Consider the following 13,201-nt stretch of genomic DNA (forward strand, 5'->3'; position numbering starts at 1 on the left):
GCATGACTGACATCGTCTGGCCTTCCGCCCTGACCCGCGCCGGTGCGCGCATCAAGCAAGTGCTGAGAGGCCTCAACCGGCGACGCCTGCGCCGCCGCCGCGAGGCCCGCCGTGCGGCGTACGCTGACTGGATTGCCCGCTACGACACCCTCGGCCCGGTGGAGCGCACGCAGCTGTCGGCCCGCATGGCGCACATCGAGCGGCCGCCCACGATCTCGATCCTGATGCCCACCTACAAGCCGGACCTGCGCTGGCTGGGCGCGGCCGTGGCCTCGGTGCAGCGCCAGATCTACCCGCATTGGGAGCTGTGCATTGCCGACGATGCCTCCGGCAGCCCGGCGCTGGATCAGTTCCTTGCAGATCTGGCGCGTCAGGATGCGCGCATCCGCATCGTGCGGCGCGAGCGCAACGGCCACATCTGCGAGGCCTCCAACTCTGCGCTGGCGCTGGCCGGTGGCGAATGGGTCGCGCTGCTCGACCACGACGACGAACTGGCCGACCACGCGCTGCTGCTGATGGCCGAGGCGGCCCGCGCCTTTCCCGCTGCCGGGCTGATCTATTCGGACGAAGACAAGCTCGGCCCCGAAGGCCAGCGCGAGAACCCCTATTTCAAGCCCGACTGGAACCACGACCTGTGCCTGTCACAGAACCTGGTGTGCCATTTCACGGCCATCCGCACCGACCTGATGCGGGAGCTGGGCGGCTTCCGCGCCGGTCTGGAGGGTGCGCAGGACCACGATCTGGTGCTGCGTTGCGCCGAGAAGCTGGCGCCCGCGCAGATCGTCCATGTGCCGCATGTGCTCTACCACTGGCGCATGCACGAGCAAAGCACCGCCGGTGGCGCCGAGGCCAAGCCCTACGCGCAGATCGCTGGCCGCCGCGCCATCACCGAGCACCTGCACCGGCTGGGCCATGCGGTCACGGTGGAGGACATCAGTGCCGGCCGTTTCCGGGTGCGCTGGCCGCTGCCGGAGCCCGCGCCGCTGGTCAGCCTGCTGATCCCGACGCGCAACCAGCTCGGCCTGCTCAAGCAGTGCATCGACACGCTGACCCGCATCACCGATTACCCGCGCTACGAGGTCATCGTCATCGACAACGGCTCTGACGAGCCCGAGGCCCTGCGCTACCTGGAATCGCTGCAAGCGCGGCCCGGCTTCAAGGTGCTGCGGGATGCGCGGCCGTTCAACTACTCCGCACTCAACAACCTGGCCGCGCGCGCAGCGCAGGGCGAGTACCTGGCGCTGCTCAACAACGACATCGAGATCATCCACGCCGACTGGCTGCGCGAAATGGTCAGCCACGCGGCCCGGCCCGAGGTGGGCGCGGTGGGCGCCAAGCTGCTCTACCCGGACGCCACCATCCAGCACGGCGGTGTGATTCTGGGCATCGACCGGGGCGACGGTTTTGGCGGCGTCGCCGGCCCGGCGCAAAAGGGTCTGGCGCGCAACGCCGGCGGCTACGCCGGTCGCGCCGGCCTGACCCAATCGTTCAGCGCCGTGACCGCCGCGTGCCTCGTGGTGCAGCGCAGCCGCTTCGAGCAGGTCGGCGGCCTCGACGAAGCGCATCTGGCCGTGGCCTACAACGATGTCGACCTCTGCCTGCGCCTGCGCGAGGCGGGCTACATCAACGTCTGGACGCCGTTTGCCGAACTGATTCATCACGAATCCGTCTCGCGTGGCCGGGATCTGGCGCCCAAGAGCCTGGAGCGCTTCAAGGGCGAGCGCGCCTACATGCTGCAACGCTGGGGCCGCACGCTGCAGCATGATCCCGCCAACAACCTCAACCTCAGCCAGGCCCATGGCGATTTCTCGCTGGCGACGCCACCGCGCCATGAGTGGGCGGTGCCCTGGTTTGTGGCGCTGCGGGCGGACGCTGCTGGCCCAGTCGAACCATGAAGATTCTTGCCGTCGCCAGCGACATCACACAGACGCTGGCCGAGATACGGCTGGGCATTCCGCTGCGTGCCCTGGCCCAAGAGCAAGGCTGGCCCTTGCGTCTGAAATCATCTTTCCAGTGCACCCGGGCTGACTGGCGCTGGGCGGATGTGGTCATCCTGCAGCGTCTGCTGGGGCCGGCTCAGCACCAGCGGCTCCTGTGGCTGAAGGCGCAGGGCGTGCCGGTCATCTATGAGATCGATGATTTACTGATCGAACCGGCTGGGCACCTGCTCGGCTCTGAGGAACTGCAACGCAGTGCCGACGATATTCGGGACATGTTGCGACATGCCACCTGCATCTCCACCACCACGTCGCGACTGGCGCAGCGGTTGTCCGTGTTCGGCCCGCCGGTGCATCTGGTGCCCAACTACAGCCCGGGTGCCGACTTGCCCCGCGCGTCGCATGACGACACGAGGCCCGTGACGATTCTTGTCGCGGCCTCAGACCTTCAGCAAGTGCGTTCCCTGGCCGTCGCGCTGAAGCAATTGACGGCGACCCCCACGTCACCGTTGACGGTCGTGGCCATCGGCCCGATTGCGGATTGCCTTCAGGAGCAGGGTGTCGCGCTGCAGCGGTTGCCGCTGCTGCAGCGCGATGAATTCCTGCACACGATTGCGGCGCTGCCCAACCCGATCGGCGCGCTGCCGCTGGACGATTCGGCCTTCAGCAGTTGCAAGACGGCGGTCAAGTACTTCGACTACGCCTGCGCTGGCATCCCGTGCGTTTGCGCCAACGTGGCGCCATACGCTGACGTCGTCACGCCAGGCCGGACCGGCTTGCTGTGCGATGACGAGCCCGCAGCCTGGTACGCAGCGCTGAGCGGTTTGATCGCTTCGGCCCATCAGCGCCAGATGCTGAGTGATGCGGCCCGTGCCTGCGTCGTGAGCGAGCACGCGCTGGCAAACACCGTGGCGGCTTACCGGACGATGCTGCTGGACATTTATCAGCTTCGGGTGCAGCCTTCGGTGCTGCGCGTGATGCTGGACTGGCTGATTGACCGTTTGGAGCAGTGGGCCATGCCTCTGCGGAAATTCAATCGCCGTCGCCTGAACCGTCGCCGTCGGTGTCCGTGACCTGCACGTCTTTGCTCAATCCGCCTTCTGCGCACTGACCATCGCCGCATACCGTCCGCCACGCGCCATCAGTTCAGCATGCGCACCCGACTCCGCCACGCGGCCGTCTTCCATCACGTAGATCGCATCCGCATCGCGGATCGTGCTGAGCCGGTGGGCGATGACGATCATGGTCTTCTGGCCATGCCACTGCTCCAGCGCCTGCTGGATGGCGCGTTCGGACTCGGTGTCGAGCGCGGAGGTGGCTTCGTCCAACACCCAGATCGGCGCGTCCTTGTACAGCGCGCGGGCAATCGCCAGGCGCTGGCGCTGGCCGCCGGAGAGTTTGCTGCCGTTGACGCCGATGGGCGTGTTCATGCCCTCGGGCAGGCTGGCGACGTGATTCCAGAGTGCGGCGGCGCGCAGGCAGCTTTCGACCCGGGCGAGGTCGGGCGGGGCGGCGTAGATGACGTTGTCGGCAATCGACGCGTCGAACAGCACGATGTCCTGCGACACCACGGCGAACTGGCGGCGCAGGTCGGTCTTGCGCAGGTCGGCGATCGGCACGTCGTCGAGCGTGAGGCGGCCGCTGTCGGGCGCGGTAAAGCCCAGCAGCGTGCTGACCACGGTGGTCTTGCCGGCACCTGAACTGCCGATCAGCGCGACCGTGCTGCCCGGCGCCACGCGCAGCGTCAGCTGGTCCAACGCGGGCCGGTCGGCGCCGGGGTAGGCGAGGGTGACGTTGTCGAAGACGATCTCGCCGCGGGCGCGCTCCAGCGTGCGCTGGCCGAGGTCCGGCTCGGCTCGGGCGTCCATCAGCTCGAAGCAGGCGCGTGCGGTGATCAGCGCGCCGATGATGGGCTGCGACACATCGGTCAGATGCCGGGTCTTGGACACCAGCAACAGCAGCGCGGTCACGTAGCCGGCGAATTCGCCCACGCTGTTGCCCTGGGTCTGCGCCTGGTAGAGCGCCAGCGTCACGATCGATGCCACGCCGAAGCTGGCGGCCAGCTGCGACATCGGCGTCATCAGCGCCGAGGCGGCCACGCTCTTCATGCCCATGCGCTGGACCTGCTGCGCCTCGCGGTCGAAGCGGCCACGCTCGAAGGCGCCGGCGTCGAAAGTGCGGATCACGCGCCAGGCGCGTGCCAGATCGTCGACCACCGACACCAGCCGCAATTGCGCCTGGTAGGCGGCGCTGCCGACCTTCTGCACGCGCCGGTGCACGAAGCGCACGCCCAGCGACAGCAGCGGCACCGTGACCAGCGACAGCAGGGTGAGCTGCCAGTTCTGATAGAACAGATAAGCCAGCAGCGCGATGGCGGTGGTGCCGTCGCGCAGCAGCGTGATCATGGCGCCGCCCATCATGCTGGCAATGTTCTGCGGGTCGTTGATGACCTTGCTCACCACCACGCCCGGTGTGATGTGGCCGAAGACGCTCGCATCGGCACGCAGCACCGCGCTGGCCAGATCCTGCCGCAGCCCCAGCACGGCCCGCGATGTGCTGCGGTTGAGCATGTAGGTGCCGACAAAGCCGAACAGCCCGCGCAGCGTGAACAGCCCGATCAGGCTGACCGGCACCATCCACAGCGGAAAGGCGGGCTTCTCCAGAAAACCCTTGTCGAGCGCGATCTGCAGCAGGCGCGGAATCAGCGGCTCGGTCGACGAGGCCAGCAGAAACGCCACGATCGACACGAACACGCCGTTGCGATGGGGCCAGAAGTAGCGGTTCAGGCGCTTGGCGACGTCCCGGTTGCTGGTCGGGGTGTCGCTCATGCCGAGTGGCGGCCGAGGTGCCGCTGTGGTTGTGCATTCATAAGGTGCGTGATGCTAGCGAAGTTCAGCGGCGACGATAATTCATGCCTTGAGTCTTGCCGCCGGTCGGTCCGCCCGTCCGAGATGCCCCATGAGTTCTTCCCTCCTGACCTCCCGCGCCGTGATCGATTTGCACGACAGCCTGCTGGCCCGCGCCGACTGGCCCGCCAGCGCGGCCGCCGTGCCCACCGAGCCGTTGTGGCACTGGGTGGCCACCAACCACCGCAACAACAGCCTGCTGTGGGCCGAGGAAGACCTGGCCCGCCGCACCCGCGTCAGCGACACCGACATCGCGCTCAACAAGCGCGCCATCGACCGCTACAACCAGGCCCGCAACGACGCCACCGAACGCGTCGATGAAATCCTGCTGATCGCTTTGGGCCTGGTCGACGCCGAATCGGCCCGCAGCGATGCGCCGCTCAGCACCGCACCCGCCAGCGCCCGGCTCAACAGCGAGACGGCCGGCGCGATGATCGACCGCCTGTCCATCATGGCGCTCAAGGCCAACGCCATGCGCCAGCAGACGCGGCGTCTGGACGCAGACGCCGAGCACATTGCCGCCAGCCACATCAAGCTCGACCGCCTGGAACAGCAGCGCGCCGATCTGGCTGGCTGCCTGGATGCGCTGCTGGCCGATTGCGCCGCCGGTCGCGCCTGCTTCAAGGTCTACCGCCAGTTCAAGATGTACAACGATGCCCGCTTCAACCCGGTGCTGGTGGCCGAGGCGCAGGCCGCACGTGGCTGAGGTGGGCCGCCCCTTGCAGCACCCGCAGCCCCTGCGGGTGCTGGTGGTCAAGACCACGTCGATGGGCGACGTGGTGCACGCGCTGCCGGCCATCACCGACATGGCGCGGGCGCATCCTGGCATCGTGATCGACTGGCTGGTCGAGGCGCCGTTTGCAGCCATTCCCGCGCTGCATCCCGCCGTGCGCCGGGTGTTGCCGATCGCCTGGCGCAAGTGGCGCAAGTCGCTGCGCGATCCGGCGACGCGGGCGGCGATCCGCAAGCTGCGCCATGAACTCCAGGCCGAGCGCTACGACCTGATCCTCGATTTCCAGGGCCTGCTCAAGAGTGTGATGTGGGCCGTGCAGGCGCATGGCCCGCGCGCAGGCTACGACCGCCACAGCATCCGTGAGCCGCTGGCCGCGTTGTTCTACCAGCGCCGCGCGGCGGTTTCGCGCGAATTGCATGCGGTCGAGCGTTGTCGGCGCCTGGCCGCCGCCCATCTGGGCTACGCCATGCCGGCCAGCGGGCCGGACTTTGGGCTGCGCGCGCCGGCGTCGGTCTGGCAGCCGCCCGCGCCCTACGCGGTGCTGATTCCCTGTGCCAGCCGGCCCGAGAAGCTCTGGCCCGAAGAGCGCTGGCGTGTGCTGCTGGGCCACATCGAGGCTCAGGGGTGGACGCCGGTGATCCTGTGGGGCAGCCCGCAGGAACAGGAGCGCGCGCAGCGCATCGCTGCTGGCACCACCGCCGTGGTGCCGCCCTTCCTGAGCGTGGGTGACACGGCTGCGGTGCTGGCCGGGGCGCGCCTGCTGGTGGGGTTGGACACCGGCTTCACGCACCTGGGCGCCGCGTTTGCACGGCCGGCGGTGAGCATCCATTGCGACCATGAACCGGGCCTGTCCGGCGTCACAGGCGCCAATTTCGTGCGCAGCCTGGGTGGCAAGGGGCAGGTGCCGGTGCTGGCGGATGTGGAAGCGGCCTTGCGCGAGGCGCTTCCGCACGTCGGGCGGCACGTCGGCGCCTGAGCGGGACTGTCTTACAGGTCTTCCTGCCGCCGAGGCGGATAGGTGTCCCAGCCGTGGCAGCCGGGGCATTGCCAGAAGTAGTTCTGGGCCTCGAAGCCGCAGGCCGCGCAGCGGTAGCGGCGCAGCGGGCGCAGCGTCTGGGTCAGCGTCTGCTGCAGCGCCTGGGCTTCTTCGGCGTCCACCGGCGGCGCTTCGGGCTCCTGCAGCAGCTTGAGCGCGGCGCTCAGGCTGTGCTGGTTCTTGAGTTGCTGCAGCAGCAGGCGACGGCGTTCCGGCGCGTCGCTGGGCAGCGGCAGCAGGCTCAGGGCGGCCGCCAGCAGGTCAGATGAGGGTGCGGTGGCATGCAGCGCTTTCAGGCGCGCCAACGCCTCGGCACCTTGGCCGCAGGCCTGGGCACTGACGGCGTAGTCATGCGCAATGACCGAGAACGCTTCCGGGTGCACCGCTGCCAGCGGCGTCCACAGCGCCAGCGCCTGGGCGTGCTGGCCGGCGCGGGCCAGTCGCTGGCCGGCCAGGATCAGCGGGCGGGGCGATTGCGGCGCCACTTCGCGGGCGCGCTGCAGCGCGGTGTCGGCAGCGGCGGGGTCGTTGTGGGCGTCGGCTTCCAGCGCCAGTTCGCACCAGTAGTGGGCAATGCGCTGGGCAAAGCTGCCGGCGGCGACCGATTCCAGGCCGCGGGCAACATCGATGGCCGCTTTCCAGTCGCGGGCGCGTTCGTGCAGCGTCAGCAGCGCCAGGCGCGCGTCAGTGGCAAAACGGGTGCCTTCGAGCGCGTGATAGGCGGCCTCGGCACGGTCGAACAGGCCGGCCTTGAGGAAGTCCTGCGCCAGCGCGTACTGGGCGCGGTCGCGCTCGTCGCTGCTCAAGTCGGCGCGGCCGAGCAGATGCTGGTGCACGCGCACGGCGCGCTCGTACTCGCCCCGACGGCGGAACAGGTTGCCGAGCGCGAAGTGCAGGTCCGAGCTGCCCGGATCGTGCTGCACCGCCTCGATGAAGGCGTCGATGGCCTTGTCCTGCTGTTCGTTGAGCAGCAGGTTCAGGCCCTTGAAATAGGCGCGCGGCGAGGCCTCGATGTCGCGCTTCCACTGGCGGCGGTCCAGACGCGAAGCCAGCCAGCCGATGGCAAACGCCGCCGGCAGAGCCAGCAGCAGCCACTGCAGATCAAAGTCCATCACGGGGAATCAGCTCGACGTCGGCAGGTGGAGGCGTCACGGCGGCCGCTGGTGCGGTGGTCGCTGGCGTGACAGCGCGCAGCGCTCGGGCCCGGCGGCGTTGGCGCCACCAGTTGGGCAGCATGGCCAGCACGCCCACGCCGCAGCCGGCGGCGAACGTCACCAGCACGACCATCACCATGGGCGCGCGCGATTCCAGGCCGAAAAACCATTTCAGGTGGACTTCATGCTGGTTGTTGATCGCGAAGGCGAACAGCACGAAAAAGAGGGCAGCTCGGAGGAGCCAGGTAAGAAGTCGCATGGCGCACGGATTCTAGTGCGCGGACTCCGGGGTGGAGTCGAAGCGGCCCGTCAAGGCGTGGCGTCGGGAGTGACGCTGGCGACCGATTCGCCTAAGGGCGCGTCCAGGTCGGCGCGCTGGTCCACGGCTTCGCGCAGGGCCTTGCCCGGCTTGAAGTGCGGTACGCGTTTTTCAGGAATGACCACCTGCGCGCCGGAACGGGGATTGCGCCCCATTCGCGGCGGCCGGCGGTTGATCGCGAAGCTGCCGAAGCCCCGGATCTCGATGCGATGACCTCGCCCCATCGCGTCGCTCATGGCGTCGAGCATCGTCTTGACGGCGAACTCGGCATCACGATGCGTCAGCTGGCTGAAGCGTTCAGCCAGCAGCGCGACGAGGTCGGAGCGGGTCATGCTCTCGCGGTCTTAGTTGCCTTGTTCCATCTTGGCCTTGAGCAGGGCGCCCAGGCTGGTGGTACCGGCGTTTTCACGGCTGTCGGCCGACAGGCGTTGCAGCGCTTCTTGCTGCTCGACGTTGTCCTTGGCCTTGATCGACAGCTGGATCGAGCGCAGCTTGCGGTCGACGTTGATCACCAGCGCGGTGACTTCATCGCCTTCCTTGAGCATGTTGCGGGCATCTTCGACGCGCTCGCGGGCGATCTCGGAAGCACGCAGGTAGCCGGTCACGTCAGCGTTGAGTTCGATCTCGGCGCCGCGGGCGTCCACCGTCTTGACCTTGCCGACCACCGTGGCGCCACGGTCATTGAGCGTGGTGTAGTTGGTGAACGGGTCGGTGTCGAGCTGCTTGATGCCCAGCGAGATGCGCTCGCGCTCGACGTCGATGGCCAGCACCAGGGCTTCGACTTCCTGGCCCTTCTTGAAGTTGCGCACGGCCGCTTCGCCGGTTTCGTTCCACGACAGGTCCGACAGGTGAACCAGGCCGTCGATGCCGGCAGCCAGACCCACGAACACGCCGAAGTCGGTGATCGACTTGACCGGGCCCTTGACCTTGTCGCCGCGCTTGAAGTTCTGCGCGAACTCGTCCCACGGGTTCTGCTTGCACTGCTTCATGCCCAGGCTGATGCGGCGCTTGTCTTCGTCGATCTCGAGGACCATGACTTCGACTTCGTCGCCCAGCGTGACGATCTTGGAAGGAGCCACGTTCTTGTTGGTCCAGTCCATTTCGGAGACGTGCACCAGGCCTTCGATGCCCGGTTCGATCTCGACGAATGCACCGTAGTCAGCAATGTTGGTGACCTTGCCGAACAGGCGCGTGCCCGACGGGTAGCGGCGCGAAACGCCGAACCACGGGTCGTCGCCCATCTGCTTGAGGCCCAGCGAGACGCGGTTCTTCTCGGCGTCGAACTTCAGGACCTTGGCGGTCAGTTCCTGGCCCACCGTCACGACTTCGGACGGGTGACGGACACGGCGCCATGCCATGTCGGTGATGTGCAGCAGGCCATCGATGCCGCCGAGGTCCACGAACGCACCGTATTCGGTGATGTTCTTGACCACGCCGTCGACGATCGCGCCTTCGCGCAGCGTCTCGAGCAGCTTGGCGCGCTCTTCGCCCATCGAAGCTTCCACCACAGCGCGACGTGACAGCACGACGTTGTTGCGCTTGCGGTCGAGCTTGATGACCTTGAACTCCATGGTCTTGCCTTCGAACGGCGACATGTCTTTGACAGGACGCGTATCGAGCAGCGAGCCCGGCAGGAAGGCGCGGATGCCGTTGACCAGAACGGTCAGGCCGCCCTTGACCTTGCCCGACACGGTACCGGTGACGAAGTCGCCCGATTCCAGTGCCGTTTCCAGCGACAGCCACGACGCCAGGCGCTTGGCCTTGTCGCGCGACAGGATGGTGTCGCCGTAGCCGTTTTCGATCGCGTCGATGGCGACGGACACGAAGTCACCGACTTGAACTTCCAGTTCGCCCTGGTCGTTCTTGAATTCTTCGAGAGGCACATAGGCCTCGGACTTCAGGCCGGCGTTGACGACCACGAAGTTGTGCTCGACGCGGACCACTTCGGCGGAGATGACCTCGCCGGCGCGCATGTCGGACTTCTGCAGCGACTCTTCGAACAGGGCGGCGAAGGAGTCCATGCCTTCGTAGGCAGGAGTAGCTTGGGACATTGTTGACTTTCTGCGCCGGGCAGCCGGCGACTGGGACCACTTCCGTGGCGGGTTAGGTTACTGAACCGGCAACTCGACGTGCAGGACGCACAAGGAGGGAAGTTGCCGGACCCAGGGCGCCGTCAGCGCTCAGGCGGAGTGCCCGGGCTCGAACGGCTGTCGCGCTTCCCACCAGGCGGTCACTTGTTGCACCGAAGCCTCGATGCCGAGCTGTGAGTTGTCCAGCAGTAGCGCGTCTTCGGCGGGCTTCAAAGGGGCGACGGAGCGGTTTTTGTCCCGTTCGTCGCGCGCTTCCAAGTCTGCGCGAAGGCCGTGTAATGTAGTGGAAAAGCCCTTGGCAATCAATTGCTGGTAGCGCCGCTCGGCTCGCGCCGCCGCCGTGGCCGTGAGAAAAACCTTCAGGCCGGCGGTGGGGAAAATCACTGTGCCCATGTCGCGTCCGTCGGCGACCAGGCCTGGCAGTTGACGGAAGTCACACTGCAGCGCGAACAGCGCCGCGCGCACTGCCGGCCAGACCGAAATCTGCGAGGCCATGGCGCCCACGGCCTCGTGGCGCAGCTGCTCGGTCACGTCGGTGCCCTCGAGCAGCACGTCGGTGCCCTCGAAGCGCAGGTGCAGGGCCCGGGCGATGCCGGCCAGGCCGGCTTCGTCATCCGCAGCCACGCCTGCACGCTGGGCGGCCAGGGCGGTGACGCGGTAGAGCGAGCCCGAATCCAGCGTGTGATAGCCCAGCCGCGCCGCCACGCCGGCCGCCAGCGTGCCCTTGCCGGAGGCGGTCGGGCCGTCAATGGTGATGACCGGAATGTGCTCGGCCTCGGCGTGCACCACGCTGAAGAGCGCCTCGAAATAGTCCGGGAAGGTCTTGGCCACGCACTTGGGGTCGAGGATGCGCAGCGGCACCGGCGCCGCACCCTTGAGCGGGTGGAAGGCCGCCAGCGACAGGCACATGGCCATGCGGTGGTCGTCGTAGGTGTGGATGGCCGCGCTCTGGAACTGCTCCAGCGGCCAGACGCGCAGGTAGTCGGCGCCTTCCTCGACCCGCGCGCCGAGCTTGTTCAGCTCGGCGGCCATGGCGGCGATGCGGTCGGTTTCCTTGACGCGCCAGCTGGCGATGTTGGTGAGCGTGCTCGGGCCGTCGGCGTAGAGCGCCATCACCGCCAGCGTCATGGCGGCGTCGGGAATGTGGTTGCAGTCCAGCGTGATGGCTTTGAGCGGCCAGGCGCCGCGCCGCACTTCCAGCGCGTTGGGCTCGGCCACCACCACGGCGCCCATGGCCTGCGCGGCCTCGACGAAGCGGATGTCGCCCTGGATGGAGGCACTGCCCACGCCTTCGATGCGCACTGGCGCGGCCACGCCGGCCAGCGCACCCAGCGCGATGAAGTACGACGCCGACGACGCATCGGCCTCCACGTGTACCTCGCCCGGCGTGACGTAGCGGCTGCCGGCCGGAATCGTGAAACGCTGCCAGCCTTCGCGTTGCACCGCGATACCGAAACGCTGCAGCAGGTTGAGCGTGATCTCGATGTAGGGCTTGGAGATCAGCTCGCCAACCACCTCAATGGTCACGTCACGGATCTGTGCCGCGAGGGGCAGAGCCAGCAGCAGCGCGGTCAGGAACTGGCTGGAGACATCGCCGCGCACGCGCACCGGCTCATCCAGATGCAGGCAGCCACCGGCCAGCGTCAGCGGCGGGTAGCCGGGGTTGGCCAGGCATTCGACCGTGACGCCCAGGCCGCGCAGCGCGTCGACCAGGTCGCCGATCGGGCGCTCGTGCATGCGCGGCACGCCGCTGAGTGTGTAGCGCCCGCCGTTCTGCGTCGCGATGACGGCCAGCGCGGCGGTCAGCGGCCGCATGGCGGTGCCGGCGTTGCCCAGGAACAGCGCGGCCTGCTGAACAGCGGGCCGGCCGGCAAAGCCGGTGATGCGGGTGTGGCGGCCGTCCTGCTCGATGGTGCAGCCCAGCGTGCGCAGCGCGTCGAGCATGACGCGGGTGTCGTCCGAGTCGAGCAGATCCACCAGCGTGGTCACGCCCTGGCTCAGGCCGGCCAGCAGCAGCAGGCGGTTGGAAATGCTCTTGGAGCCGGGCAGGCGAACCGTGCCGGCTGCGGCGCCCAGCGGCGGCAGGTCGAGGTGGGGAATGGCGTACATGGGCTTCGGGTTGGGAGCGCGGTTCAGCGCGCGGTGCCGGGTCGTGCGTTCATCTGCCAGCCGGCGCGGCCGTCGGAGGCGGTGCGGATCAGGTCTTCCAGCGCTTCCTGGTTGCCCGAGCGCATGACGTGCTCGAAGGCGTCCAGCGCGTGGCGGGTGCGTTGCAGCTGCTTGAGCACTTCCTCGCGGTTGCTCTGCAGGATGTCGCGCCAGACGGTCGAGTCGCTGGCGGCAATGCGGGTGAAGTCGCGGAAGCCGGGTCCGGCCAGCGACAGGAACTCGCGCCCGGCCGGCTGCGACATCACCGCGTTGAAATAGGCAAACGCCAGCAGGTGCGGCAGGTGGCTGACGGCCGCGAAGGCGGTGTCGTGGTTCTCGGGCGTCATGCGCAAGACCTGGCAGCCGATGGCGGCCCAGACGTCGGTGGCCTTCTGCACCAGCACCGGGTCGGTCTGCGGCAGCGGCGTCAGGATGACTTGCTTGCCCTGGTAGAGCGTGGCGTCGGCATGCTCGACACCGGCGACTTCCTTGCCCGCGATCGGGTGCGCTGGCACGAAGCTGGGCAGCCGGTCCTTGAGCACGCGGCGGGCGGCGTCGACCACGTCGCGCTTGGTGCTGCCCACGTCCATCACCAGCACGCCCGGCTCGACCAGGTTGCGGATGGCCTTGAAGGTGGCCTCGCTGGCCGCCACCGGCACCGAGATCAGCACGATGTCCGAGCCCGAGACCGCCAGCAGCGCCGACTCGGCCGCGATGTCGACCACGCCCAGGCGCATGGCGCGTTCGATGGTCGAGGGCGACTTGCTGTAGCCCACCACCCGCTGCACCAGCCCGGCACGCTTGAGCGCCAGCGCGAAACTGCCGCCCATCAGGCCGCAGCCGATCACTCCCAGTTGCTTGAACATGGGTCAGGCCTC

At 68.0% G+C, this 13,201-nt stretch carries 11 protein-coding genes; 4 read left to right on the forward strand and 7 right to left on the reverse strand.

The features are described 5' to 3' along the window. Positions 1–2 precede the first annotated feature (2 nt). Both AC5IG3_RS02720 and AC5IG3_RS02725 read left to right on the forward strand, forming a co-directional pair. Complete coding sequence (locus AC5IG3_RS02720) at positions 3–1,895, forward strand: glycosyltransferase family 2 protein (protein ID WP_491904737.1); 1,893 nt, start codon at positions 3–5, stop codon at positions 1,893–1,895. Then, positions 1,892–3,010, forward strand: a complete 1,119-nt coding sequence (locus AC5IG3_RS02725; RefSeq protein WP_491904738.1) for a glycosyltransferase family protein — start codon at positions 1,892–1,894, stop codon at positions 3,008–3,010. The genes AC5IG3_RS02720 and AC5IG3_RS02725 overlap by 4 nt, the downstream gene beginning before the upstream one ends. A gap of 15 nt (positions 3,011–3,025) precedes the next feature. Here the strand turns inward: AC5IG3_RS02725 and AC5IG3_RS02730 are convergent, their stop codons facing one another. Next, complete coding sequence (locus AC5IG3_RS02730; protein ID WP_491904739.1) at positions 3,026–4,765, reverse strand: ABC transporter transmembrane domain-containing protein; 1,740 nt, start codon at positions 4,763–4,765, stop codon at positions 3,026–3,028. A gap of 130 nt (positions 4,766–4,895) precedes the next feature. On the opposite strand from AC5IG3_RS02730, the gene AC5IG3_RS02735 reads away from it, so the two are divergent. Then, entirely contained in the window at positions 4,896–5,549 is a 654-nt protein-coding gene (locus tag AC5IG3_RS02735) for a DUF4254 domain-containing protein (protein ID WP_491904740.1), read from the forward strand. A gap of 13 nt (positions 5,550–5,562) precedes the next feature. Further along, positions 5,563–6,552 (forward strand): lipopolysaccharide heptosyltransferase I, encoded by a 990-nt coding sequence (gene waaC, locus AC5IG3_RS02740; RefSeq protein WP_491904741.1) that lies wholly within the window; start codon positions 5,563–5,565, stop codon positions 6,550–6,552. A gap of 11 nt (positions 6,553–6,563) precedes the next feature. Here waaC and lapB read toward each other — a convergent pair whose 3' ends face one another. The 6 genes from lapB to AC5IG3_RS02770 form a co-directional block, all read right to left on the reverse strand. Next, positions 6,564–7,724 (reverse strand): lipopolysaccharide assembly protein LapB, encoded by a 1,161-nt coding sequence (lapB, locus tag AC5IG3_RS02745; protein WP_491904742.1) that lies wholly within the window; start codon positions 7,722–7,724, stop codon positions 6,564–6,566. Further along, positions 7,714–8,025: a LapA family protein gene (locus AC5IG3_RS02750; protein WP_491904743.1), complete on the reverse strand. Its 312-nt coding sequence runs from the start codon at positions 8,023–8,025 to the stop codon at positions 7,714–7,716. Before AC5IG3_RS02750 ends, lapB begins: the two co-directional genes overlap by 11 nt. A 50-nt stretch (positions 8,026–8,075) precedes the next feature. Further along, a complete protein-coding gene (locus AC5IG3_RS02755) occupies positions 8,076–8,417 on the reverse strand; it encodes an integration host factor subunit beta (protein WP_491904744.1) in 342 nt (113 codons plus the stop codon). Between the two features lie 12 nt (positions 8,418–8,429). Continuing rightward, a complete protein-coding gene (gene rpsA, locus AC5IG3_RS02760) occupies positions 8,430–10,136 on the reverse strand; it encodes a 30S ribosomal protein S1 (protein WP_491904745.1) in 1,707 nt (568 codons plus the stop codon). A 129-nt stretch (positions 10,137–10,265) separates the two neighbouring features. Further along, positions 10,266–12,284, reverse strand: a complete 2,019-nt coding sequence (locus AC5IG3_RS02765; RefSeq protein WP_491904746.1) for a bifunctional 3-phosphoshikimate 1-carboxyvinyltransferase/cytidylate kinase — start codon at positions 12,282–12,284, stop codon at positions 10,266–10,268. Positions 12,285–12,307: 23 nt separating this feature from the next. Further along, a complete protein-coding gene (locus AC5IG3_RS02770) occupies positions 12,308–13,189 on the reverse strand; it encodes a prephenate dehydrogenase (protein ID WP_491904747.1) in 882 nt (293 codons plus the stop codon). Positions 13,190–13,201 lie beyond the last annotated feature (12 nt).

Origin of the sequence: Leptothrix sp. (in: b-proteobacteria) (genome assembly GCF_965250675.1) — a bacterium.
GTDB lineage: Bacteria > Pseudomonadota > Gammaproteobacteria > Burkholderiales > Burkholderiaceae_C > Sphaerotilus.